General features: G+C 69.0%; 21 protein-coding genes. 13 read left to right on the forward strand and 8 right to left on the reverse strand.

Annotation, left to right across the window (positions count from 1 at the left end):
* Position 1 precedes the first annotated feature (1 nt).
* From CFB35_RS18645 to CFB35_RS18655, 3 genes are read left to right on the forward strand one after another with little or no spacing between them, the layout of a single operon-like run.
* Positions 2 to 3,049: a DUF802 domain-containing protein gene (locus tag CFB35_RS18645; protein WP_059580198.1), complete on the forward strand. Its 3,048-nt coding sequence runs from the start codon at positions 2 to 4 to the stop codon at positions 3,047 to 3,049.
* Between the two features lie 3 nt (positions 3,050 to 3,052).
* Positions 3,053 to 3,697, forward strand: coding sequence for an OmpA family protein (locus CFB35_RS18650; RefSeq protein WP_059640250.1), 645 nt, complete (start codon positions 3,053 to 3,055; stop codon positions 3,695 to 3,697).
* On the forward strand, positions 3,694 to 4,320 hold the full coding sequence (locus CFB35_RS18655; protein WP_089465417.1) for a DUF2894 domain-containing protein: 627 nt from the start codon (positions 3,694 to 3,696) through the stop codon (positions 4,318 to 4,320). The genes CFB35_RS18650 and CFB35_RS18655 overlap by 4 nt, the downstream gene beginning before the upstream one ends.
* A gap of 12 nt (positions 4,321 to 4,332) precedes the next feature.
* Here CFB35_RS18655 and CFB35_RS35015 read toward each other — a convergent pair whose 3' ends face one another.
* The 4 genes from CFB35_RS35015 to CFB35_RS35395 form a co-directional block, all read right to left on the reverse strand.
* Complete coding sequence (locus CFB35_RS35015) at positions 4,333 to 4,482, reverse strand: hypothetical protein (protein ID WP_179231761.1); 150 nt, start codon at positions 4,480 to 4,482, stop codon at positions 4,333 to 4,335.
* Between the two features lie 54 nt (positions 4,483 to 4,536).
* A complete protein-coding gene (locus CFB35_RS18660) occupies positions 4,537 to 5,130 on the reverse strand; it encodes a histone acetyltransferase (protein ID WP_179231762.1) in 594 nt (197 codons plus the stop codon).
* Positions 5,131 to 5,706: 576 nt separating this feature from the next.
* Positions 5,707 to 6,990 carry an isoprenylcysteine carboxylmethyltransferase family protein gene (locus tag CFB35_RS18665; RefSeq protein WP_059640246.1) on the reverse strand — a complete coding sequence of 428 codons (1,284 nt, stop codon included), beginning with the start codon at positions 6,988 to 6,990 and terminating at the stop codon, positions 5,707 to 5,709.
* Between the two features lie 127 nt (positions 6,991 to 7,117).
* Positions 7,118 to 9,331 carry a collagen-like triple helix repeat-containing protein gene (locus CFB35_RS35395; RefSeq protein ID WP_089465419.1) on the reverse strand — a complete coding sequence of 738 codons (2,214 nt, stop codon included), beginning with the start codon at positions 9,329 to 9,331 and terminating at the stop codon, positions 7,118 to 7,120.
* A 361-nt stretch (positions 9,332 to 9,692) separates the two neighbouring features.
* On the opposite strand from CFB35_RS35395, the gene CFB35_RS18675 reads away from it, so the two are divergent.
* Positions 9,693 to 10,091 carry a carboxymuconolactone decarboxylase family protein gene (locus CFB35_RS18675; RefSeq protein ID WP_059580213.1) on the forward strand — a complete coding sequence of 133 codons (399 nt, stop codon included), beginning with the start codon at positions 9,693 to 9,695 and terminating at the stop codon, positions 10,089 to 10,091.
* 63 nt (positions 10,092 to 10,154) lie between these two features.
* Here the strand turns inward: CFB35_RS18675 and CFB35_RS18680 are convergent, their stop codons facing one another.
* Genes CFB35_RS18680 through CFB35_RS18690 form a run of 3 tightly spaced genes read right to left on the reverse strand, consistent with a single transcriptional unit; the run spans position 10,155 to position 13,628 of the window.
* Positions 10,155 to 11,138: an alpha/beta fold hydrolase gene (locus CFB35_RS18680; RefSeq protein ID WP_089465420.1), complete on the reverse strand. Its 984-nt coding sequence runs from the start codon at positions 11,136 to 11,138 to the stop codon at positions 10,155 to 10,157.
* Positions 11,139 to 11,145: 7 nt separating this feature from the next.
* Positions 11,146 to 12,729 (reverse strand): NAD(P)/FAD-dependent oxidoreductase, encoded by a 1,584-nt coding sequence (locus CFB35_RS18685; protein ID WP_089465421.1) that lies wholly within the window; start codon positions 12,727 to 12,729, stop codon positions 11,146 to 11,148.
* Complete coding sequence (locus CFB35_RS18690; protein WP_059580219.1) at positions 12,726 to 13,628, reverse strand: SDR family oxidoreductase; 903 nt, start codon at positions 13,626 to 13,628, stop codon at positions 12,726 to 12,728. Before CFB35_RS18690 ends, CFB35_RS18685 begins: the two co-directional genes overlap by 4 nt.
* An 88-nt stretch (positions 13,629 to 13,716) precedes the next feature.
* On the opposite strand from CFB35_RS18690, the gene CFB35_RS18695 reads away from it, so the two are divergent.
* From CFB35_RS18695 to CFB35_RS18705, 3 genes are all read left to right on the forward strand, one after another.
* Positions 13,717 to 14,373, forward strand: a complete 657-nt coding sequence (locus tag CFB35_RS18695) for a TetR/AcrR family transcriptional regulator (RefSeq protein ID WP_063892428.1) — start codon at positions 13,717 to 13,719, stop codon at positions 14,371 to 14,373.
* A 90-nt stretch (positions 14,374 to 14,463) separates the two neighbouring features.
* Positions 14,464 to 14,736: a type II toxin-antitoxin system Phd/YefM family antitoxin gene (locus CFB35_RS18700; RefSeq protein ID WP_050014516.1), complete on the forward strand. Its 273-nt coding sequence runs from the start codon at positions 14,464 to 14,466 to the stop codon at positions 14,734 to 14,736.
* On the forward strand, positions 14,733 to 15,062 hold the full coding sequence (locus CFB35_RS18705) for a type II toxin-antitoxin system RelE/ParE family toxin (protein WP_050014473.1): 330 nt from the start codon (positions 14,733 to 14,735) through the stop codon (positions 15,060 to 15,062). The genes CFB35_RS18700 and CFB35_RS18705 overlap by 4 nt, the downstream gene beginning before the upstream one ends.
* A gap of 24 nt (positions 15,063 to 15,086) precedes the next feature.
* On the opposite strand, the gene CFB35_RS18710 is transcribed toward CFB35_RS18705, so the two are convergent.
* Entirely contained in the window at positions 15,087 to 16,046 is a 960-nt protein-coding gene (locus CFB35_RS18710; protein ID WP_059580224.1) for a LysR family transcriptional regulator, read from the reverse strand.
* A 126-nt stretch (positions 16,047 to 16,172) separates the two neighbouring features.
* On the opposite strand from CFB35_RS18710, the gene CFB35_RS18715 reads away from it, so the two are divergent.
* From CFB35_RS18715 to CFB35_RS18745, 6 genes are all read left to right on the forward strand, one after another.
* A complete protein-coding gene (locus tag CFB35_RS18715) occupies positions 16,173 to 16,817 on the forward strand; it encodes a glutathione S-transferase family protein (protein ID WP_059580227.1) in 645 nt (214 codons plus the stop codon).
* Between the two features lie 36 nt (positions 16,818 to 16,853).
* A complete protein-coding gene (locus CFB35_RS18720; RefSeq protein WP_089465422.1) occupies positions 16,854 to 18,917 on the forward strand; it encodes a pyridoxamine 5'-phosphate oxidase family protein in 2,064 nt (687 codons plus the stop codon).
* 121 nt (positions 18,918 to 19,038) lie between these two features.
* Positions 19,039 to 19,242 carry a DUF2970 domain-containing protein gene (locus tag CFB35_RS18725; RefSeq protein ID WP_006486164.1) on the forward strand — a complete coding sequence of 68 codons (204 nt, stop codon included), beginning with the start codon at positions 19,039 to 19,041 and terminating at the stop codon, positions 19,240 to 19,242.
* Positions 19,243 to 19,851: 609 nt separating this feature from the next.
* Complete coding sequence (locus tag CFB35_RS18735) at positions 19,852 to 22,083, forward strand: TonB-dependent siderophore receptor (RefSeq protein ID WP_089465423.1); 2,232 nt, start codon at positions 19,852 to 19,854, stop codon at positions 22,081 to 22,083.
* Positions 22,084 to 22,142: 59 nt separating this feature from the next.
* Positions 22,143 to 22,766 (forward strand): nicotinamide riboside transporter PnuC, encoded by a 624-nt coding sequence (gene pnuC / locus CFB35_RS18740; protein ID WP_059644631.1) that lies wholly within the window; start codon positions 22,143 to 22,145, stop codon positions 22,764 to 22,766.
* A gap of 35 nt (positions 22,767 to 22,801) precedes the next feature.
* Positions 22,802 to 24,010, forward strand: coding sequence for a phosphotransferase enzyme family protein (locus CFB35_RS18745; RefSeq protein ID WP_060011758.1), 1,209 nt, complete (start codon positions 22,802 to 22,804; stop codon positions 24,008 to 24,010).
* Positions 24,011 to 24,211 lie beyond the last annotated feature (201 nt).

Here is a 24,211-nt window from a genome sequence, read left to right on the forward strand (position 1 = left end):
TATGTCCAGAATTCGCCTTGATCTCGTTGTCTTCGTCGCCGGTCTGCTCGCAGTGGGCTGGATCGGTGCCGGCTATGTCGCATCGAACCCGCTGGCGGCGGCCGTCACGCTGCTGATTGGCGCGTGCTACGTCGCCGGCGCATGGGAGCTGCTGCGCTACCGGCAGGCGACCGCCACGCTGTCGCGCGCGGTCGCCGGCCTGACCGAGCCGCCCGCGAAGCTCGATACGTGGCTCGACACGCTGCATCCGGGCCTGCGCGGCGCGGTGCGCGCCCGCGTCGAAGGCGCGCGCGTCGCGCTGCCGGGCCCGTCGCTCACGCCTTACCTCGTCGGCCTGCTGGTGCTGCTCGGCATGCTCGGCACGCTGCTCGGGATGGTCGTCACGCTGAAGGGCACGGGCGCCGCGCTCGAGAGCGCGACCGATCTCGACGCGATCCGCGCGTCGCTGATCGCGCCGGTGAAAGGGCTCGGGTTCGCGTTCGGCACGTCGATCGCCGGCGTCGCGACGTCCGCGATGCTCGGGCTGCTGTCCGCGCTCGTGCGCCGCGAACGGATCGATGCGGCCCAGCAGCTCGACGCGAAGATCGCGACGACGCTGCGCGTGCATTCGTCCGCGCACCAGCGCGACGAATCGTTCCGGCTGCTGCAGCGCCAGGCCGACGTGATGCCGGCCCTGGTCGACCGGTTGCAGACGATGATGACGACGCTCGAGGCGCGCAGCGTCGCGTTGCACGATCGTCAGCTCGAAAGCCAGCAGGCGTTTTTCGACCGGACCGAGCGGGCGTACGCGGGCCTGGCATCGAACGTCGGCGACGCGCTGAAGGAAAGCGCCGCCGAAAGCGCGCGCGTGGCCGGCGCCGCGTTGCAGCCGGTCGTCGCTGCGACGATGACGGGGCTCGCGCAGGAGATGGCCGCGCTGCGCGACACCGTGACGGGCGCGGTGCAGCGACAGCTCGACGGGCTGACGGACGGCTTCGAGAAGACCACCGGCAACGTGACGGCTGTGTGGAACCGCGCGATCGACGAACAACGTCAGGCGGGCAACGCCGTCGCGCAGCAGTTGCAGACGACGCTCGGCCAGTTCACCGACACGTTCGCGCAGCGTTCGTCGGATTTGCTCGACGGCGTCGCGACGCGCCTCGAATCGACCGAAGGCCGCCTGTCGGACGCCTGGCGCGATGCGCTGGCGCGCCAGGAGCAGGTCGGCGAGACGCTGGCCGGCCAGCATGCGCGTGCGCTCGGCGAAGCGGCCGCGACGTTCGAACGCCATTCGGCCGCGACGCTCGCAGCGATGCGTGAGTCGCACGCGGGTTTGCAGACGCAACTGGCCGCACGCGATGAAGAACGTCTCGCGGCGTGGAACGATTCGCTGGCGGCGATGGCCGCGAAGCTCGGCGACGAATGGCAGCGTGCGGGCGCGCATAGTGCCGGTCGTCAACAGGAAATCTGCGATGCACTCGCTCGGACGACGCGTGATCTGGCCGCACAGGCATCGACGTTCGAACAACGCTCGAACGATCTGCTGTCGACGATCCGCGAGTCGCACACGGGCTTGCAATCGCAACTGGCGGCGCGTGACGAAGAACGCCTCGCTGCGTGGAACGATTCACTGACCGCAATGGCCGCGAAGTTGGGCGAAGAGTGGCAGCGTGCTGGCGTGCACAGCGCCGGCCTTCAACAGGAAATCTGCGACGCACTCGCTCAGACGACGCGTGATCTGGTCGCACAGGCGTCGACGTTCGAACACCGCTCGAACGATCTGCTGTCGACGATCCGCGAGTCGCACACGGGCTTGCAATCGCAACTGGCGGCGCGTGACGAAGAGCGCCTCGCTGCGTGGAACGATTCACTGACCGCTATGGCCGCGAAGCTGGGCGAAGAGTGGCAGCGTGCTGGCGTGCACAGCGCCGGCCGTCAGCAGGAAATCTGCGATGCACTCGCTCAGACGACGCGCGATCTGGCCGCACAGGCGTCGACGTTCGAACAACGCTCGAGCGATCTGCTGTCGACGATCCGTGAGTCGCACACGGGCTTGCAATCGCAACTGGCGGCGCGTGACGAAGAGCGCCTCGCTGCATGGAACGATTCGCTGGCCGCAATGGCCGCGAAGCTCGGCGAAGAATGGCAGCGTGCAGGCGTGCACAGCGCCGGCCGTCAGCAGGAAATCTGCGACGCCCTCGCACAAACGACGCGCGATCTGGCCGCACAGGCATCGACGTTCGAACAACGCTCGAACGATCTGCTGACGACGATCCGCGAATCGCACACCGGCCTCCAATCGCAACTGGCCGCACGCGACGAAGAACGTCTCGCTGCATGGAACGATTCGCTCGCCGCGATGGCGGCCGCGCTGCGCGACGAATGGGCGCAGACGAGCGCGCAGGCCGCGGCGCGCCAGCAGGACATCTGCGACACGCTCACCCGCACCGCGAACGACATCACCGCGCAGGCGCAGGTTCACGCGAGCGACACGATCAACGAAATCGCACGTCTCGTGCAGGCCGCGTCGGAGGCGCCGAAGGCCGCGGCCGACGTCGTCGCCGAGTTGCGCCAGCGCCTGTCCGACAGCATGGTGCGCGACACCGCGACGCTCGAGGAACGCAGCCGCCTGCTCGCGACGCTGGAGACGCTGCTCGGCGCGGTCAACCACGCATCGACCGAACAGCGCGCCGCGATCGACGCGCTCGTCAGCACGTCGGCCGATCTGCTCGATCGCGTCGGTGCGCGCTTCAACGACACCGTCGATGCCGAAACGCGCAAGCTCGATTCGGTGGCCGCGCAGGTCACGGCCGGCGCCGTCGAGGTGGCGAGCCTCGGCGACGCGTTCGGGATGGCCGTGCAGGTGTTCGGCGAATCGAACGACAAGCTGCTCGCGCATCTGCAGCGCATCGAGGCCGCGCTCGAGAAATCGCTCGCGCGCAGCGACGAACAGCTCGAGTACTACGTCGCGCAGGCGCGCGAGGTGATCGACCTGAGCGTGATGTCGCAAAAGCAGATCGTCGAAGACCTGCAGCAGCTCGCCGGCCGGCGGGCGCCCGTCGGAGCGTAACGCATGCACGACGAAATCGACGGCGGCGCGCAATCGGCGCCGGTATGGCCCGCGTTCGCCGACTTGATGTCGGTGCTGCTCGGCGCGTTCGTGCTGATCCTCGTCGGCGTGATCGGCATGCAGCTCCAGCTCACGTCGAAGCTCGAGGAAGCGGTGCGCGCGCGCCAGCTTGAGGCGCGGCAGCGCAAGTCGCTCGAACAGGCGCTCGCCGGGCCGCTCGCGGCCGGCCGCGTGACGCTCGTGAACGGGCGCATCGGCATCAGCGGCAACGTGCTGTTCGCGCTGAATTCCGACCAGTTGCAGCCCGCTGGCCGCGACCTGCTGAAGACGCTCGCCAGCCCGCTGGCCACGTACCTGAAGACGCGCGACGAGATCCTGATGGTCAGCGGCTTCGCGGACGACCAGCAGGTGCACGCCGGCAACCGCCTGTTCGCGGACAACTGGGAACTGTCGGCCAAGCGCGCGTTGACGGTCACGCGCGCGCTGATCGATGCCGGCGTGCCGGCCTCGTCGGTGTTCGCGGCCGCGTTCGGCTCCGAACAGCCGGTCAGCTCGAATGCGGACGATGAAGGCCGCGCGAAGAACCGCCGCGTGGAGATCGCGCCGGTGCCGCGCAAGTCGGCGTCGAACGGAGGAAAGGCAAAGTGACGGGCGACGCGACGCGGGTGCGCGCGACGCTCGATGCATGGCGCGAGCAGGGCGCCGACCGGCTCGATCCCGTGCGCTTTCATCGGATCGATGCGCTCGAACGGCGCGCGGCCGTGCTCGACGGCGCCGCGCGCGCGTTGCTCGACGCGCGGCTGGCGGCGCTGGTCGAAGGGTTCGCGGAGACCGTCGCGCGTGCGCGCGCAGCCGAAGCGACGCGCATGACGGTGGAAGCTTCGCCGGGTGCGCCCGCGCGTGGCGCGCTTGCCGCGCTCGTCGAAGGGCTCGCGCGCGATGCGCAGGCCGACCGGCGCGGGCTCGATCCCGAACTGGTCGACTACTTCCGCGCGACGTGGTCGAAAGTCCGCACGGAGCAGCAGTATCGACAGTCGCTCGATCAGGTGCCGCGCAACGCGGGGCCGCTCAACTCGAACAGCCTCGTGCACCGCTCGCTCGCGACGATGCGCGAACTGTCGCCGGACTATCTGCAGCAGTTCCTGTCGTACGTCGATGCGCTCGCATGGCTCGAGGATCTCGCCGGCGGCGGCGCGCAGCCCGAGAAGGAAGCGCCGCGCGCGAAGGCCGCCAAACCGGCCAAGAAGGCGACGCGCGCCAAGGCGCGATAACGCCACGTCACGTCACGCCGCGCCGCGCCGCGCGCGGGCGGCGTGCGGATCGCCTACCGGTTCGGCGTTGGCTCGTCGATCGCCGCGCGCAGCGCGTGCAATGCATCGACCAGCGCCGATATCGCGCGTGCGTTCGACGTCGGAGCGGGCATCGAGGGTCATCGAAGGGCGTTTCGATTGGCGGGTTGAGCCCGCGCGCCGCGCGGATCCGACGGATTATCGCATCGGCGTTCGGGGCCATGTATCGCTCATCCCGGCCGCCTGCGCGAACGTGTCGAGCGCCCAGCCTTTCCCGAGCAACAGCCGCCGCGTGTGCAGCGCGCCGTGCACGTCGTCGGCAACGGTGTCGCCGAGATAGCGCAACGCGCGGCCTTCGACATCGACGAAACCATGCCGGTAGTCCTGCGCGAGCGCCGTCCACAGCCGCGCGGCGCCGACCGACTGGCGCGCGCCGCTGATCAGACACAGGCCCGCGTCGAGCCCCCAGCGGTACAGCGTCGTCGCGAGGCCCTGGCGTTGCGCCGAGCCGCGCAGCCGTGTGTGCGGCGCGCGCAGGTAGCGGTCGGCGCGGCGCGGGATTTCGGGAAGCCGGTTGAACACCGTATAGCCGGCGAGCTGCCGGGCCGACGGATCCTCGACGTACAGGAAGTATTCGCCGTCCGCTTCGCGATGGCGCACGATCAGGCCCGAGCGGCCGAGCGCGACGCCCGGCAGCCCGTGCAGGCGATGCCCCGGCTGGTGGAGACGTTCATAAAGGGTGTCGAGTTCGTCGTCGATGTCGTGCTGGGAATGCTGTACGTCGATACGCATGGCAAAAGGCGCCCGTCCCGGGCGCATCGAGAAAGAAGTTCATGGCAACGGGGAAACGGAAATGAAAGCGGCCCCCGGGCTCGGCGAAGCGAGCCGGGGCCGCGAATCAGCTGGGGATGTGCTGGAAACCGGCGGCGATCGCGGCGAGGCCCGCGATGCAGAGTGCGAACAGGATCAGGACTTTGTGGATCACGCCTCTTTCCTCATGAACGCGCGGCGCCGAACGGGCGGCATCGCGGAGACGGTGAGCGGCGGGCACGGCCCGCGCGGCCGCCGCGCGGGGCGACGGTCGGGTGTCCGGCGACGGATCGTACGCGGACGGCCAGCACCATACGCGACGCGTCGGGAGCGGGCAATCGGACGGGCGGAGAAAAGCGACGAAAAGCGGAGAATCGCCGTGTTTCGCGACAATTGGCCGCATGGGGCGCGTTCAGGCGTGTGGAGATCCACGCGCAAGCGCATCGTCGAGCGCTGGACGGCGCATGTGGAAAGTGTCGCGGCCTGTGCGACGCCCGCGCCCGCTTGGCATCCGCGCGAGGAACCGGAGTGGCATGAACCGCCGCCCCGGCCGCGCCGTCACACCGCCTGCCGCCCGCCAAACGCCTGCCTGACCCGCGCGAACAAGCCGTGTTGCGCGATCCATTCGGCATACGCGCGATAGTCGGGGTCGCGCATCAGGTGGCGCTCTTCCGTTTTCGCGCGCGTGTAGTAGATCAGGTTGACGGCGACGAGCCCGGCGCAGTGCATGAGCCCGATCTGCCAGCCGAGCGGCTCGACGAACGGCACCGACACCATCCAGTACGACAGGTTCTTCGTGATGTACGCGGGATGCTTCGTGAAGCGGTACGGGCCCGACGTGATGATCCCGCGGTTGGTGAGGTTCGAGAACCGCAGCCCGAACGAGATCGTGCACAGCGCGTAGGTCAGCAGCAGCAGGATGATCACCGTGCCCCAGATCACGCGCAGCGTCGGCGCCGACAGCAGCCAGTTGTCCCAGAACATCGAGCCTTCGTAGCGGATGTAGTTGTTCGAGATCAGCGACCAGAACGGCTGATAGCAGATCAGCGCGGCGACCCAGCCGAGCGTCGTCGGCTCGACGGTGCGCACGTGGCTGTCGAGGATGCGGAACGTGCACAGGTAGCCGACGGTGCCGAACATCAGGTCCATCGTGAACGACAGGTCGTACATGAACACGAAGGTCGCGATCGTCATCGGCGCATGCATCGCGTTCGCGAGCGACGCGCTCAGGTGATCGGCGTCCTTCGACAGGTAGACGGTCATCAGCGGCAGGAAAAACGCCTTCACGCCCCAGCCGGCCAGCATCTCGCGCACCGGCTTCCAGCTCGCGGGCCGCTCGCGGCGAAACAGGAAGCGGCCCCACAGCAGGTACGCGTCGTCGGTCTCGCGCTGGTGGCGGTCCATCCACGCGAAGTAGAACGGCGCGGCGACGATCACGTACGGCGCGAGCGAGCGCAGCAGCGACCAGAACGGCAGGTAGAACGCGCCGTGGTATTCGGGCAGCAGCCAGTAGAGGAGGCCGATGCCCGCGTAGATCGACGTCAGCGCGCCGAGCCGCGTCGCGACGCGCGCGACGCTCAGCGGCCGGACGGCCTGCCGTGACAGCCCCGCGCTCGGACGCAGGTAGACGCGCGAGATGAAGAGTTCGTGCAGCGCGATCGTGCCGATGATCGCGAGGCTGGCGACGACCGCGCGTGTCGCCGCGTCGAGGGCAGGGTGGTCGCGCGTGATCCACAGCGCGAAGAGCCCGGCCGCGATGCCGAGCAGGCCAGCGCGGAATGGCGTGGCGGAACGGGGTGGGCGGTCCGGAGCGGCGACGATGCCGTCGAGCGTCGAGTTCATGATCGGATCCTCGTAGGGATGAGGGCCGGCGCCCCCGCTTGGCGGGTGACGCCGGCCGTCGGCCGGGCTGTTTATGGATGCGCGCCCGGCCATTGGCCTGTCGTTCTGATACGTGATGCGTCGAGGCTTACTTCTTGGTGCCGGCGCCGAGCAGACCGCCGAGCAGGTTGGTGACCGGCGACAGCAGGTTGCCGGTGCCGCTGGCGGCGCCGCCGCTCGTGCTGCCGGTCAGGCCGGTCACCACGGAGCCGCTGCCGCCCGGCGTCGTCACGGTGCCCGTCGCGCCGCCGGGGCTGACCGTGCCGACGGCGCCGGCCGAGCCGGCCGGCGTGCCCAGCGCACCCGTGAGCGTGCCGACCGGGCCGCTCGTCAGCACCCCGCCGAGCGTGCCGGACAGGTTGCCGCCCGGCGTCGTGACGGTGCCGGTGAGGCTCGCGCCGAGCGGCGTCAGCGAGTTGACGAGGTTGGTGACCGGCGCGAGCAGGCCGCCGAGACCCGCGCCGCTCGTGCCACTCGTCCCGCTGGTGCCGCTGGTGCCGCTGGTGCCGCTCGAGCCGATGCTGCCGAGCGCACCCGTCACCGTGCCGAGCAGGCCGGTGATCGGAGCGAGCGGGCCGCCGCTCGTACCGCTGGTGCCGCCCGATCCGCTCGAACTGCTGCCGCCGCCGAGTGCGCCCGTCAGCGAACCGAGCACGCCCGTGATCGGGGCGAGCGGATTGGTGCCGCTGCTGGAACTGCCGCTGGACAGCAAGCCGCCGGCCGACGCCACCGTGTTACCGAGTTGGGCCACGCTGTTCCCGGCGCTCGTGCCGACCGGGTTGCCGGTTGCGCCGCCGACCTGCGAACCGGCCAGGCCGAGGCCGCTGCCGAGCGTGTTCAGCAGGCCGCTGAGCGGGGCGCCGAGCAACGTGGCGTTGCCGAGCGTTTGCGTGACGCCCGGCGTCGTGACGCCACCGGTCAGCGTGTTCGTGATCGGGTTGATCACGCTGCCGAGTTGCGTCTCGATTTGCTGCACCGGCGCGCTGTTCAGCGCCGTGTTCAGCGCCGATGCGGTCGAGTTGACCGCGGTGCCGACCGTGTTGACGAGACTGCCGACCAGCGTCGTCGCCGGCGCGAGCGGCGACAGCGGACCGGTGCCGAGGCTCGTCACGGCATTGCCGAGGTTGTTGACCGCACCGCCGGCGCCGGTCAGCAGGCCGGTGGTCGACGTGATCGTCGGGCCGAGCGGGTTCGGCGACACGCCGATCGAGCCCAGGCCGGCTGCGACGCCGTTGCCGAGCGATTGCACGCCGTTGCCGAGGCTGCTGACTGCATTGCCGACGCTGGTGGCCGTCGTCGGGTTCGTGCCGGGGATCTGCACGCCGCCGATCTGGGTGCCGCCGTTCACGACCGTCGTGCCGAGCGCCGTCACGAGGTTGCCGGATTTCTGGAGGACGTTGCCGAGCGGGGTGACGCTGGTGCCGGAGGTGCCGGAAGTACCCGAGGTGCCCGAGGTGCCGGAAGTGCCCGAAGTGCCGGAAGTGCCGGAAGTGCCGGAAGTGCCGGAAGTGCCGGAAGTACCCGAAGTGCCGGAAGTACCCGAAGTGCCCGAAGTACCCGACGTGCCGGAAGTACCCGACGTGCCGGAAGTACCCGACGTGCCGGAAGTACCCGAAGTGCCCGAAGTACCCGAAGTGCCCGAAGTGCCCGAAGTGCCCGAAGTGCCCGAAGTGCCCGAAGTGCCCGAAGTGCCCGAAGTGCCCGAAGTGCCCGAAGTGCCCGAAGTGCCCGAAGTGCCCGAAGTACCGGAAGTACCCGAAGTACCGGAAGTACCCGAAGTACCGGAAGTACCCGAAGTACCGGAAGTACCCGAAGTACCCGAAGTACCCGAAGTACCCGAAGTACCCGAAGTACCGGAAGTACCCGAAGTACCCGAAGTACCCGAAGTACCCGAAGTACCCGAAGTACCCGAGGTGCCGGAAGTGCCGGAAGTGCCCGAAGTGCCCGAAGTGCCCGAAGTGCCCGAAGTGCCCGAAGTGCCCGAAGTGCCGGAAGTACCCGAAGTGCCGGAAGTACCCGAAGTGCCGGAAGTACCCGAAGTGCCGGAAGTACCCGAAGTGCCGGAAGTACCCGAAGTGCCGGAAGTACCCGAGGTGCCGGAAGTACCCGAACTCCCGCCGCCCGATGTCCCCGACGAGCCGCCGCCCGACGTACCCGAAGTCCCCGAACTGCCGCTCGTCCCGGACGTGCTCGGCTTGATCGTCGGCGGGGTCGTCGGTCCGTCGACCGAACCGCAGCCGTACAGCGCGAGCAGCGACGAGACGGCCATCGTTACCGTCGTCTTCTTGAAGAGAGTGTGCATGTTGGCCTCGACATTGGAAGTGTGTCCCAGGCCTTCACTGCAAATTCCGCGCCACGACAGGCTTCGCGAAACGGTGTCGCGATTTATTGCGGAAACCGCGAATATCGACGCGATTTAAACGGAGGAATGGCGGTTTCGCGCGACAGGCGCGTGCGGCGCGCGCACGTCGCGGCTGCGATGTTCCCGTCAGGCGCCGTAACGCGCTCCCGGATGTTACGTAGCGTTCGGCCGCCCGTTACGCGACCGGCCGCGAACCGAGCGCCGCACCTTTGACGAAACGCGCGCCTCGCCCGAACATGGCGCGACATCTTCCGGCCGCCGGCGACGCCGAAGCGGTCCCGACTCCAACCAGGACATCGACATGAGCGAACAGGACAGGGAATACGGCAAGGCGCGGCGGATCGACGTGATGGGCGAGGCGTTCGTCGAGCGCGCGATGCGTGACCTCGACGGATTTTCGCGCCCGTTGCAGGACTGGCTGAACGAGCATGCGTGGGGCAGCACGTGGCAGCGCGGCGGGATCGACCTGAAGACGCGCAGCCTGTGCACGTGCGCGATGCTGGCGGCGCTCGGCCGCGGCACGGAGCTGAAGGGCCATGTTCGCGGCGCGCTCAACAACGGCGCGAGCCTCGTCGAGATTCGCGAGGTATTGCTGCACAGCGCGTTGTACGCAGGGGCGCCTGCCGCGGTCGAGGCGTTTCGCAACGCGCGCGAGGTGATCGCCGATCTCGGGCTGTCGATACCCGACGACGGAGCCTGAACCCGATGCGGCGCCGGCTGCCCGGCACGGCATCGGAATCCGGCCCTGCGTCGCCGCCGCGACCTACGCGATGCGCACCGGCTGCGCGGCGACGTCGACCGGCGCGGCGGCGACTTCGAGCAACCAGTCGGCCGTCGCTTCGGGAAGCGTGACCGGCAGCATGTGCCCGCCTTCGACGACCTTCAGCCGCACGCGCGCCGATTTCTGCGCGAGCGCGTCGCCGTGCGCGCGCCAGTTCAGGATCGGATCGGCACGGCCGTACAGCACGTCGACCGGCAGCGCGAGTTCCGGATAGCGGCGCTCCATCGCGGGCAGATCGACGGGCGCCGACAGCAGGTCCGTCGCCGTCGCGTAGAACACGTGCGGGCGCATCCCGAGCAGGCCGCCGCCCTTGACCGGGAAGTCGCGCGGCACGTCCTCCGGCGCGAACACCTGGCGTACGGCCTTGCGCCCGGTCAGGATCGTCAGCGGAATCGCGAAGGTCCACGACACGAAACGGCGCACGAGCGGCGACGGCAGCATCAGCGGCTTGAACGGCGCGGGCGGTTCGGTCTGCTCGTGCGACAGCGGCGCGATCAGCGCGAGCCGGCTCACGCGGTCCGCATGGTTGAGGCCGACCGCGAGCGCGATCGCGCCGCCGAGCGAGTGGCCGACCAGCACCGGCTTGTCGAGTTTCAGCGCGTCGATGAACGCGGCGACCGTGCGGGCCTGCGCGAACACGTTCGCCTGCGAGGCCGCGCCGCGCAGCGAGCGGCCGGCGCCGGGCCGGTCGATCAGGATCACGCGATGCTGCTGCGCGAGCCGCGCGAGCGGCAGGTACGCGAAATTGCGCCATTGCCCCGCGAGCCCGTGGACGAACACGATCGGCGGGCCGTTGCCGTATTCGACGTAGTGGATGCGGTCGCCGTCGATGTCGACGAAGCGGCCTTCAGGCGGAAACGCGCGCGTCACGCGACGGGCCACGTAAGCGGAAAACAGCGCGAGCGCGGCGAGCGCCGCGACGACGCCGAGCAGGACGTTCTGGATCAGATGGAGCGTAGGGGTCATGTCGGCCTCAGCGGGTTTCGAGTGCGGGTTCGGCAGCCGGCGCGGTGGCGGCCGGGCCGGTTGTGGCGCGGCGTTCGAAATGCATCGCGGAATCGGCGAGCGCGCTGAATTTCAGCGACGCGAGATCGAGCACGTAGTTCTGGTGGAACTTCCACGGCTTGCGGCGCCCCTGCTTCGGCAGGATGCCGGCCGCGCGCTGGATGTAGCCGGAGCTCAGGTTGACCGCCGGCACGTCGCCGAGATCGCCCGCGCCGAGCCGCGGCACGCACGTGTCGTACCCGTTCGCGCGCATGTGGTTGAGCAGCCGGCACACGTAGCGCGCGATCAGCTCGGCCTTCAGCGTCCACGACGCATTCGTGTAGCCGAACGACGACGCGAGGTTCGGCACGTCGCTGTACATCATGCCCTTGTACGACACCGTCTCGGGCAAATCGACCACGCGGCCGTCGACCGTCACGCGCGCGCCGCCGAGCATCTTCACCTTCAGCCCGGTCGCGGTGACGATCACGTCCGCGTCGAGCTGCTGGCCGCCCTTCAGCCGGAGGCCGGTCGGCGTGAAGCGCTCGATCTCGTCGGTGACGATCGACGCGCGGCCCGCGCGGATCGCCTTGAACAGGTCGCCGTTCGGCACGAGGCACACGCGCTGGTCCCACGGCATGTAGCGCGGCGTCAGGTGCTTTGCGACGTCGAAGTCGGGGCCGAGCTGCTTGCGGGCCGCGCGGATGATGAACTTCTTCGTCTGCTCGGGCTTGCGGCGCGACACGTTGTACAGGTACATCGTGAGCAGTACGTTCTTCACGCGCACCAGCCGGTGCGCGAGCCGCGACGGCAGCACGCGGCGCAGCGCGTTCGCGATCCGGTCGCGCGCGGGCAGCGACACGATGTAGGTCGGCGAGCGCTGCAGCATCGTCACGTGCCGCGCGTCGGCCGCCATCGACGGCACGAGCGTCACGGCCGTCGCGCCGCTGCCGATCACGACCACGCGCCGGTTCGCGTACGACAGATCCTTCGGCCAGTGCTGCGGATGCACGAGCTTGCCCTCGAACGTGTCCATGCCGGCCCAGTCGGGCAGGTAGCCTGCGTCGTAGTCGTAGTAGCCGCTGCACATGAACAGGAAGCGGCAGGTGTAGACGAGCGTGTCGGTCGCGCCGTTTTGCGTGCGCTCGATGCGTACCGTCCAGCGCGCGCGGCTCGAATCCCAGTCGGCCGCGACGACCTTCCGGCCGTAGCGGATCGTCTTGTCGATGCCGTAGGTGCGCGCGGTGTCGCGGATGTAGTCGAGGATCGTCTGGCCGTCGGAGATCGCCTTCTCGCTATGCCATGGGCGGAAGCTGTAGCCGAGCGTGAACATGTCGGAATCCGAACGAACGCCCGGATAGCGGAACAGGTCCCAGGTGCCGCCGATCGCGTCGCGCGCCTCGACGATCGCCACGCTCGCATGCGGGCAGCGCTGCTTCAGGTGATACGCGGCACCGATGCCGGACAGGCCTGCGCCGACGATCAGCACGTCGAGGTCGCGGTTTTCGTCACTGTCGCGGCGGGCGTCGGGGGCGGGCGGCGCGTCGCGCCGGTCGGTCGTCGTCGAGATCATGCGGGGTCCTGGGTCGGCGTGGTCGGGCGCGCGGCCGGAGCGTGGGCGCGTTCGAGGTTGCGTGCGCGAGCGCGGCGCACATGGCGCAGCATCAGCCACTGGTAACCGGCGCCGAGCAGCCGCGCGATCCGGTCGAGCCGGCGCGCGTCGGCGCCGACCAGCACGCGGCGCGCATTGCGCTCGACGCCTGCGAGGATCTGCCGCGCGGCCTCGTCGGCCGTCGTCGCGTTGATCAGGCGGTTGGCCTGGCGGCGATGGGTCGCTTCGTCCTGGCCCGTCAGCGCGTGGATGCTGGTGTCGACGCGGCCAGCATCGACGATGCTCGTCGCGACGCCGCCCGGATGCACGCACGTCGCGCTCACCGGCGCGCCGTCGAGTTCGAGTTCCATCCGCAGCGCCTCGGTGAAGCCGCGCACCGCGAACTTGGTCGCGTTGTACGCGCTTTGCGTCGGCATCGCGACGAGCCCGAACAGGCTCGACGTGTTGACGACATGGCCGTCGCCCGACGCGCGCAGATGCGGCAGGAACGCTTGCGTGCCGTGCACGACGCCCCAGAAATTGATGCCGACGATCCATTCGAGATCGGCGAGGCGCGCGGTTTCGGCGCTGGCGGCCAGCGACACGCCTGCGTTGTTGAAGATCAGGTTGACCTTGCCGTGCTCGGCGCGCACGAACTCGGCCCACGCGAACACCGCGTCGCGATCGGCGACGTCGAGCCGCCGCGTGCTCACGCGCACGCTGTGCCGTGCGCAGGCGGCCGCCGTGCCGGCGAGCCCGACATCGTTGACGTCGGCGAGCGCGACCTCGCAGCCGCGCCGCGCAAGCTCCACCGCGAGGCTGCGGCCCATGCCCGAACCGGCGCCCGTGATCGCGGCGACCTTGCCGGAAAATCCCTTCATCCGTCGTTCCTCCCGTTCCGCTTGCGCTGTACCGGCGGCGCATCTATTGTGGTGTTGTTCGTCACCACTTTAGTTTTCGGGTGTCCTGATGTCAAATAGCGGAATGGAGAAAGCACTCGAAACGGAAAGAAGGGGCCGGTCGTATGGCGGCGTGGCGCCCGAGGTACGGGCCGCCGAGCGGCGCGACGCGTTGATCCGCGCGGCGACGCGCGTGTTCGGTACGGTGGGTTTTCGCAAGGCGACCGTGCGGTCGATCTGCCAGGCAGCGAAGCTGAACGACCGCTATTTCTATGCGGCGTTCGACAGCACCGAGGATTTGCTGCGCTGCACCTACCTGCATCACGCGCAGCAGTTGCATGACGCGGTCGCGCAGGCGGTCGCCGCGCGCGGCGGCGATCTGCGGGAGCGCGTCGACGCGGGGCTCGCGGCGTTCTTCGCGTTTTTGCGCGACCCGTGCGCGGCGCGCGTGCTGCTGCTCGAGGTGATGGGCGTGAGCGCGGATACCGACATGACGTATCAGCGCATGCTGATCGACTTCGGCAAGCTGATCATGGCGATTGGCGCGCCGGGCGAGGCCGCGACGCCTGGCGAGCGCAGTGAGCAGCGGCTGATCGGGCTCGCGCTGGTGGGCGCAATGACGAACGTCGGCGCGGCGTGGCTGCTGACCGACTATCGCGATCCGGAGGCACTGATGATTTCCAGTTGCAGGAAGGTGCTGCTGGGGACGTTGCAGGCGCGCGACTAGGGACGCGCGGGAAAACGGGGCTCATTGGCCGGACGAGACCAAATTCGGACTATAATCAGTCTTGTTATGGACTGGCACAGGACGTGTTCCATGAAATTCTCTACCCAGGTCAAGCCCATCAGCTATCTCAAGAGCCACGCCGCCGATATCGTCAGGGACATCTCGGAAAGCCGCGAGCCGATGCTGATTACCCAGAACGGAGAGGCGAAGCTCGTTGTCATGGACGTCAAGTCGTATGAGGAGCATGAAGAGACGCTTGCGCTTCTTCGGCTGCTTGCACTCGGCAATCGGGAGATCGAGCAGGGCCACTTCCGTCCAGTCGAGGATGTCTTTGCGGACCTCGACAAGGACGACGATCAATGACACTGCGGGTTGTCGTTCTTCGTTCGGCGGAAGAAGATCTGAAGAGGTTGAAGCGCTATCTCGTATCGAATTTCGGTTCGGCTACCTGGCAAACGAGCTACCGGCAGATCAAGGACGCCATTGCATCGATTCGCGCTTTTCCGAATCACGGCAGGATTCCTGATGAACTCGCGAATATCAGCCTCGGTCAGTATCGCGAAGTCATTGCCGGAATGAACCGCATCATTTATGACGTGCGAGGCGACACCATTCACGTGCATATCGTTTGCGATACGCGCAGGGATCTGAAGTCCTTGCTGATGAGGCGGCTTGTGGTCGCTCATTGAGCGCGATCGCCATTCTTCCTCGTTTCACGATCCCGCCCTCCGTGGTTTCGAACTTGCGCGCCGCGTAATCGGTGCCGCCGCCGTCACCCCGAGCCTCGCCTTCATCGCATCGACAAACGCCCGTACCTTCGGCGACGGCAGCCGCGTCGACGGAAACACCGCATGAATCCCGGCGGGCGCCGTGCGCCAGCCCGGCAGCAGCCGCACGAGCCGGCCGGTCGCGACGTCGTCCGCGGCCGAGAAATCCGTCAGCAGCCCGAAGCCGCCGCCCGCGAGCACGATCGCGCGGCACGCGGTCGCGGTATTCGACACGACCGGCGCGACGCAGCGCACCGACGCGCGGCCGCCTCGCACGTGATCGAGTTCGAGCGTATGCGGGCGCGGCAGCGACGACAACATCACGAACGGCAGCGCGGCGAGCGCATCCGGATCGCGCGGCAGCCCGTGCCGCGCGACGAACGCCGGGCTCGCGACCAGCCATTTCTCGTACGTGCCGAGCTGCACCGCGCGATAGTTCGAATCGGCGAGGCGGCCGATGCGGATCGCGACGTCGAGGTTGTCCGCGACGAGATCGACCACGCGGTCGTTCGCGACGAGTTCGACCGCGAGCGCCGGATGCCGGTCGCGCAGCGCGACCACGGCCGGCGCGACGACCAGCGCGCCGTAGTCGATGGGCACGCTCACGCGCAGCGTGCCGCGCAGCGGCCCGGCGTCGGACGACACCGCGTCGAGCGCGGCTTCGGTGGCGCGCACGATGTCGCGACACGCGTCGTAGAACACGCGTCCGGCGTCGGTCACGCTCAGCCGCCGCGTCGTGCGCACCAGCAGATTCGCGCCGACCTCGGATTCGAGGCGCTGCATGTGCGTGCTGACGACCGTCTTCGCAAGGCCGAGCCGCTCGGCCGCGGCCGTCAGCGAGCCGGCCTCCACCACCGCGACGAAGATCGCCAGCCGGTTCAGGTTCACGTCGCGCAGATCAGCCATCGTCGATTGTCCTATGCAAGCGGATAATGTTTCCGCGATTATCCGTCTTATGGAGACGAACGGCGAGCGCTACGCTGGAGCCGTTCGTCGCCGATTCCCGGCGACGCGAGATTCCGGAGTGTTTCCATGTCTGCCGCCAGCAAGCCTGCCTCGCCGATCCGCGTTTATTCGTTCCTGTTGTCCGGGCACGCGCACCGTGTCCGGTTGTTCCTGTCGCTGCTCGGGTTGCCGTCGAAGACCATCGACGTCGATCTTGCGGCCGGCGCGCAACGCGAACCGGCGTTTCTCGCGTTGAATCCGCTCGGGCAGGTGCCGGTGATCGACGATGGCGGCACCGTGATCGCCGATTCGAACGCGATCCTCGTGTATCTCGCGAAGCGCTACGGCGACGCACACTGGCTGCCGGACGACGCGGTCGGCGCGGCCGTCGTGCAGCGCTGGCTGTCGTACGCGGCCGGCCCGATCGCGTCGGGCCCCGCGGCCGCGCGGCTCGTGACCGTGTTCGGCGCGCAACTCGACGCGGAAGCGGCCAAGCGTACGGCCGCGAAGGTGCTCGACGTGATCGATCGCGAGCTGGCCGGCAAGCCGTTCGCGGCCGGCGCGCAGCCGACGATCGCGGACGTCGCCGCGTACACGTACATCGCGCACGCACCGGAAGGCGGCGTGTCGCTCGAACCGTATCCGCACGTGCGCGCGTGGCTGGCGCGTATCGAGGCGCTGCCGGGTTTCGTCGCGATGCCGACGACGCGCGCGGGCCTGCTCGCCGCGTAACGCCTGCCGCCAACGCATCTGTCCACGGAGAACGAGATGAACGCGCCGACCGCCGTCGTACCGGGGTGGGAACTCGATACCGCGCCGTTTCACGCGGGCGAGCTTGCCGTGCAGCAGCGCGCAGGCGTGGCGGACGCGGCGGGCGCGGCCGGCCGGCGCGGGATCCGGCGCTTCATGCCGGACCAGCACCGGACGTTTTTCGCGCAACTGCCGTTCTTCGTGCTCGGCGGCGTCGATGCGCACGGCCAGCCGTGGGCGACGCTGCGGGCCGGTGCGCCGGGTTTCGTCACGTCGCCGGACCCGCGCACGCTGCGCATCGCGGCGCCCGCGCTGCCGGGCGATCCGCTCGCCGGCGCATGGCACGCGGGCGCGCCGCTCGGCGGGCTCGGCATCGAATTCGATACGCGGCGCCGCAATCGCGTGAACGGCGTCGTGCGCGCGGTCGACGGCGATGCGCTGACGATCGCGGTCGAGCAGAGCTTCGGCAACTGCGCGAAATACATCCAGGGCCGCAAGCCGACTTTCGTCGCGCGGGAGGTCGGGGCCGCCGTCGCGCCCGACGTGTCGGATGCGCTGAGCGACGCGGATCGTGCGCTGCTCGCGCAGGCCGACACGTTCTTCGTCGCGAGCGCGAACACGTCGGCGCAGGCCGGTGCGGCGCGCGGCGCCGACGTGTCGCATCGCGGCGGGATGCCGGGCTTCGTGCGCGTCGACGATGCGCGCACGCTGACCACGCCGGATTTCAGCGGCAATCGGTTCTTCAATACGCTCGGCAACCTGCGGCACGATCCGCGCGCGGGGCTGCTGTTCATCGATTTCGAAAGCGGCGATTTGCTGTATGTCGCCGCGCACGCGGAGATCGTGTGGGACGGGCCGGTCGTCGCGTCGTTCGACGGCGCGCAGCGCGTCGTGCGGTTTCATGTGCGGGAAGTGCGGCGCATGCGGGCGGTGCTGCCGTTCCGGTGGTCGGCGGTCGAGCGTGCGCCGCAGTTCGCGGCGATGGCGGCGGCGTCGGGTCCCGCGCCGGCAACGGCCGGACCGGTGCCGTCCGCGGCCGCGCCGGTAAAGGCGCCCGCATGGCGGCCGCTGCGGATCGCGAAAATCGTCGACGAAGCGCGCGCGATCCGGTCGTTCCATTTCGAACCCGCGGATGGCGGCGCATTGCCTGCGTACGAAGCCGGGCAGCACCTGACGCTGCGCATCGCGCTGCCGGGCAGCGATGCACCGACGATCCGCAGCTACACGCTGTCCGACGCACCGGGCGGCGCGCATTACCGGATCACCGTGAAGCGGGAAGGACGCGTATCGGCGTGGCTGCACGACCACGCGCAGGCCGGCATGACGCTCGATGCGCAGATGCCGCGCGGCCGTTTCACGTTCGATCTCGCGAGCCCGCGGCCGGCCGTGCTCGTGTCGGCCGGTATCGGCATCACGCCGATGGTCGCGATGCTGCGCCGCGCACTGGCCGACGATACGCCGTCGCGCCGCATCGTGTTCGTGCACGGCGCGCGCGAAGCGGCCGACCGGCCGTTCGCCGCCGAGTTGGCGCGCATCGCGGCCGCCGATGCACGCATGTCGCTTCACTGGTTCGACAGTCGTCCTGACGAACGCTCGGCCGCGCGGGCCGGCCGGATCGACGTCGCGCAACTGAAGCGGCTCCTTTCGTTCGACGATTACGATTTCTACCTGTGCGGGCCGGCGGCGTTCATGCGCGACCTGTACGACGGGCTGCGCGCGCTGAACGTGCCGGACGAGCGCATCCGCTTCGAGGCATTCGGGCCGTCGAGCGTCTCGCGCAGTGCGACCCGCGCGGCTGCCACGCCCGCGGCGGCAGGCGTGCCGGTCGTATTTCGGCGCGCGGGGCGCGAGGCCGCGTGGACGCCCGCCGACGGCACGCTGCTCGAATTCGCGGAAGGGCAGCGCGTGAGCGTGCCGTCCGAATGCCGCTCCGGTTCGTGCGGCACGTGCGCGACACGCGTGCTGTCCGGCGCGGTCGACTACGAGCGAGCGCCCGATGCGGCGATCGAACCCGGCTGCGCGCTGCCGTGTGTCGCGCGGCCCGCGCAAGGGGCCAGGGAGCCGCTCGTGCTCGACTGCTGACGCGTGTGCGACATGCCGCCGCAGATCGCCTGCTGCGCGAAAAGCGCGCGCAACTGCTTCTTTTTTCGGATGCCGTCCGGATCGACGATAGCGTCAACCGATTCGATGAAAGGAGCTCATCATGAAACTGCTCGGCATGGTCCGCCTGGTCCTGTGGAGTTTTTTCGGCGTGCGCAACAGCAAGGCGCACGCGACCGATCTCGCGAACGCCAACTTCACGCTGTTGCCGTTCGTCGCGATTTTGCTTGCGCTGCTGGTTGGCGCGGTGATTTACGGCGTCGTGCATCTGGTCGTCGATCCGACCGTGACGATGCAGGGCTTTTGAGCGAACGGCCGGCGAACCGGTAGCGGGCCGCTTTCTCCGCTCCGGTTTCAGGCCGCTCGACCGGCGCATACGACGCCGGCGCCGGAGGCCGGCACGCACGACGCGCATCGCGACCGCATTGCCGCCGTTGTCGCGCTGCCCGAGCCGCTTGTTCCCGTTCCCGCCTTTCCTGTCTCCTGTTCCCCGTTCCGCCCGGTTCCGCGGCCCTTCGCCCCGCCCGGGGTAAAATGCGCGCCACGCCGCGATGTCGCGCGAGCCGGGCACGCCGCCGTTCCGTTGAACGGCCGGCGCCAGTGTCCGCCGCCCGCACCGGGGCGTTCGAAGCGTCCCCCGCATGACGACCGCGCGATGCAGCCGGCCTTCCGACCCGCCCTCGACGAACCTGTCGGCCGCTGCGTCGGTTTCCGGCGCGTCATCCGAATCCGATGTCCCATCCTGCGTGTTTCCGATCGGTCTGCCCGCTTGCGCGCTGTATCGTCCGGTTCGTCTGATGAATATCGTATCGACGCATGCGTCCGGCGACGGGCGCGGCGGCGTTCGCGGGCGCACGATTTGCAGCTTCGTAACGGGTTTCGACAGGGTCGAGTGGCGAGTTTTCCATCCAGAACAATGACGGTGAATAGAACAACAGCGGTACGCGCACGGCGGCGGCGCGCGACGGTCGGGCTCGGCGTCGGGCTCGGTGTCACGCTTTTCGCGGCGCAGGCCGCCGCGGCTCCGGGCGACACGCCCGCATCGGGCGCGGACGCGGCCGGCAGCGCGACGCTGCCCGCGATCACGGTGAGCGGCGAGCGCGGCCACCCGCTGCGGGCGCGCGAAGCGTCGGTCGCGGGGTTCGACGACGCGCCGCTGCGCGACACGCCCGCGTCGGTGAACGTCATCACGCGCGCGCTGATCGACGATCAGCAGGCGAAGCGCTTGAGCGACGTCTTGCGCAACGATGCGTCGGTCGTCAACGACTATGCGCCGGTCGGCTATTTCGAAGGCTTCGCGATCCGCGGTTTTCCGGTCGATCTCGCGAGCGCGATCCGGATCGACGGGCTGACGGTGTCCGGCGAGCAGAACGTGCCGCTCGAGAACAAGGAGCGCGTCGAGATCCTGAAAGGGCTCGCGGGCATCGATAGCGGCATCGTCGCGCCGGGCGGCGTGATCAACTTCGTGACGAAGCGCTCCGCGAACGTCGCGAGCGTGACAGCTGGCGTCGACAGCCGCGGCTCGACGTCGGCGGCCGTCGATATTGGCCGCCGCTTCGGTGCCGACCATCAGTTCGGGTTCCGGATCAATGCGGCGAAGGAGAACATGCACTCCTATATCGACGGCACGAACGGGCGGCGCACGTTCGGGTCGATCGCCGCCGACTGGGACATCAGCCCGCGCGCGAGCCTGCAGCTCAACGCCGAATTCCAGCAGTGGATCCAGCGTTCCGCGCCCGGCTACCAGTTGCTCGGCGGCACCGTCGTGCCGTCGGTCAAGACGACGTCGAAAGCGCTCGGCACGCAGCCGTGGGCGAAACCGGTGACGACCGACGCGCTGAACCTGAACGCGCGTTTCGACTATCGGTTCAACGACGACTGGAACGCGTACATCGCCGCCGGCCGCAGCCGCACGATGATCGACGACAACAGCGCGTTCGCGTACGGCTGTTCGTATGCGGCAAGCTGCGCGGCCGGTGCGACGTCGCCGTTCTTCTTCGGCGCGAACGGCGACTACGACGTGTACGACTTCCGCAGCCCCGGCGAATACCGGCGCAACGACGATCTGCGCGCGGTCACGACGGGCAAGTTCGCGACGGGGCCGCTGCGGCACGAGTTGACGCTCGGCGTAAGCGTGCAGCGCCGCGTCGTGAGCATGGCGGACGCCGTGTACGACTACGTGGGTAGCGAGAATATCTACGGGCCGGACCTGACGTTCCCGCCGTCGCCGAATTCGCCCGGGCCGTCGTATCCACGCCTCGATGCGTGGCAGTACGGCGTGTTCGGGCTCGACCGCATCAGCCTCGGCGAACACTGGCAGGTGCTCGCGGGCGGCAAGGAAGTGCTGCTGCGCCAGCGCAGCTGGAGCAGCCTCGACGGCGAGACGACGCACACCGACCGCTCGGTGTTCCTGCCGCAGGTCGCGCTCGTCTACAAACCGGTGAACGTGCTGTCGCTGTATGCGTCGTACAGCAAGGCGCTGTCGCTCGGCGACCAGGCGCCCGTGCGCGCGACCAACGCGTACGCGTTCCTGCCGCCCGTCGAATCGCACCAGATCGAAGTCGGCGCGAAATACGACTGGCTCGACCGGCTGAGCCTCACGGCCGCCGTGTTCTCGATCAGCAAGCCGTTCCAGTTCGCCGATCCCGACGCGTCGGGATCGTCCTATACGTTCGTGCAGCGCGGTACGCAGCGGCACCAGGGGATCGAGCTCGGCGCGGCCGGGCGCGTGACCGAACGATTGGGGCTGACGGCCAGCGTCGCGGCGATTCGCGCCCGCGCATACGATTCGGGGTCGCCGGCCTACGAAGGGCATCAGATCATCAACGTGCCCGCGCTGCGCGCGTCGCTGTATGCGGACTACGCGGTGCCGGACGTCGCGGGCCTGAACGTGCTCGGCGGCGTCGAGTACAGCGCGGCGCGCAACGCGAACGAAGAGGGTACCGCGCGCGTGCCGTCGTGGTTCGTGTTCAATCTCGGCGCGCGTTATACGACGAAGATCGGCGGCCATCGCACGGTGTTGCGCGTGTCGGTGGACAATCTGTTCAACAAGTTCTACTGGCGCGACGCAGGCGAGCAGCAGGGCGATGCGTACCTGTTCCCGGGTGCGCCGCGCACCGCGCGCGTGTCGTTGACCTATGATTTCTGATCGGCCGGAAACGGGCGCATGACGCGCGGCCCCGGCAGCCCACCAGGAGAGCACGGACGATGTCCCCACTCGAAATCGCCGGCGTGATCGTCAGCGCGCTCGCGATCTGGCTGACCGCGAAGCGGCGCATGCTGTGCTGGCCGGTCGGCCTTGCGTCGGTCGCGCTGTACGGCTGGATCTTCTTCGACGCGAAACTGTACTCGGACATGCTGCTGCAGGGCGCGTTCGCGGTGCTGCAGGTGTACGGCTGGCAGCGCTGGCTCGCGCAGCGGGCGAGCGAGGCCGACGGCGGTGCCGACGGCAAGGCGGCGCCTGCCGGCGATGTCGCGCCAGTCACCGGCGTGCGCCCGATGCAAATGCTGCCCGACCTGGTCGCGGCCGTCGTCGGCAGCGCGCTGCTCGGCGGGATGATGGCGCGCTGGACCGATGCGGCGCTGCCGTTCGTCGACGCGTCGCTGACCGCGTTCAGCCTCGTCGCGCAATACTGGACGGCGCGGCGCTACATCGCGTCGTGGGGGCTGTGGATCGTCGTGAACGTCGTGTACGTCGGGATGTTCGTGTTCAAGGAGCTGTATCTGACGGCCGGGCTCTATGCGCTGTTCATCGGGCTGGCCGTGGTCGGCTGGCGCGACTGGAGCCGCACGGCCGCGACGCTGCGCGCGAGCGCGAGCCCGGCCGGCTGATTCGCAGCCGATTCAACCACGGAGCTACGTCGTTCATGTCATTTCCCCTCGAACCGGATGCGCCGGCATCGCGTGACGCCGCGCAGGCGCGCGAGGTCGCGCCGCCGCAGTTCGGCGTCGACGGCGAACAGGCCGAACGCGACTGGCCGCTGATCACGCACGACGAAGTCGCGGCCGTGCTCGCGCGGATCGATGGCGCCGGCGCGCCCGCGCGCCTCACGTGGCACAGCCCGCGGCCGTTCTCGGCGGCCGTGCTGGTGCGCACGACCGACGAGCGCGCGCTGTTCGTCAAGCGTCATCATGCGAGCCTGCGCGACGTCGCGGGGCTCGAGGAAGAGCATCGCTTCATCGCGCATCTGCGCGCACACGGCGTGCCGGTGGCGGACGTGCTCGCCGGTCGCGACGGCGCAACCGCGTTCGCATCCGGCGACTGGACGTATGAAGTGCACGTGGTCGCGCCGGGTGTCGACGCGTATCGCGGCGTGATGTCGTGGAAGCCGTTCACGCATCCTTCGCATGCGTATGCGGCCGGCCGCGCGCTCGCTGAGCTGCATCGCGCGTCGGCCGGCTACGATGCGCCGGCGCGGCCGGTTCGCCCGCTGCTGTCGAGTTTTCGCGTGTTGTCGTCGAGCGATCTTGTCGGTGCGCTCGAACGCTGGGTCACGGCGCAACCGTTGCTCGTCAGGGCGCTCGGCGCGCGCGACTGGCGCGGCGACGTAGCCGACGCGATCGGCCCGTATCACGCGCGCCTCGTGCCGCTGCTGCCTGCGTTGCCGCCGCTGTGGACGCATGGCGACTGGCATGCGTCGAACCTGCTGTGGGCCGACGCCGGGCCCGGCGCGCAGGTGCGGACCGTGCTCGACTTCGGCTTGTCGGATCGTACTTGCGCCGTGATGGACCTCGCGCTCGCGATCGAGCGCAACACGGTCGACTGGATGGCGCCGGCCGATGCGCGGCGCATCGAATACGAGCAGATCGACGCGTTGCTCGACGGCTACGAATCGCTCGAACCGCTGAGCGACGACGCATATGCGGCGCTGGTCGCGCTGCTGCCGATCGTACATACGGAGTTCGCGCTGTCGGAAGTCGCGTATTTCGGTTGTATCGTCAACGCGCCCGATATCGTCGACGTGGCGTACGACGGTTACCTGATCGGGCACGCGAGGTGGTTCGGCGAACGCGACGGGCGGCAGTTGCTGGACTGGCTCGTGCAGCGGCGGCGGGGAAAGCAGCACGTCACCTGATTCGCGCGCGGGGCGTATGGCCCGCGCGTGTCGCATTTCCGAACGTCTGCATTCTTTCGTGCGGCCATCGTGCCGCGCGCTCACCGCATCTTCCTGATCGTCGAGAGGGGACGCCGTCCCCGCAGGGCACCGCACGTCTGCGTACGGTTGCGCCCAACATGACGGAAATATCATCTTCGCCTCATGTTCGCACTGCGGCCG

The organism is Burkholderia sp. AU16482, assembly GCF_002223285.1.
GTDB classification, from domain to species: Bacteria; Pseudomonadota; Gammaproteobacteria; order Burkholderiales; family Burkholderiaceae; genus Burkholderia; species Burkholderia semiarida.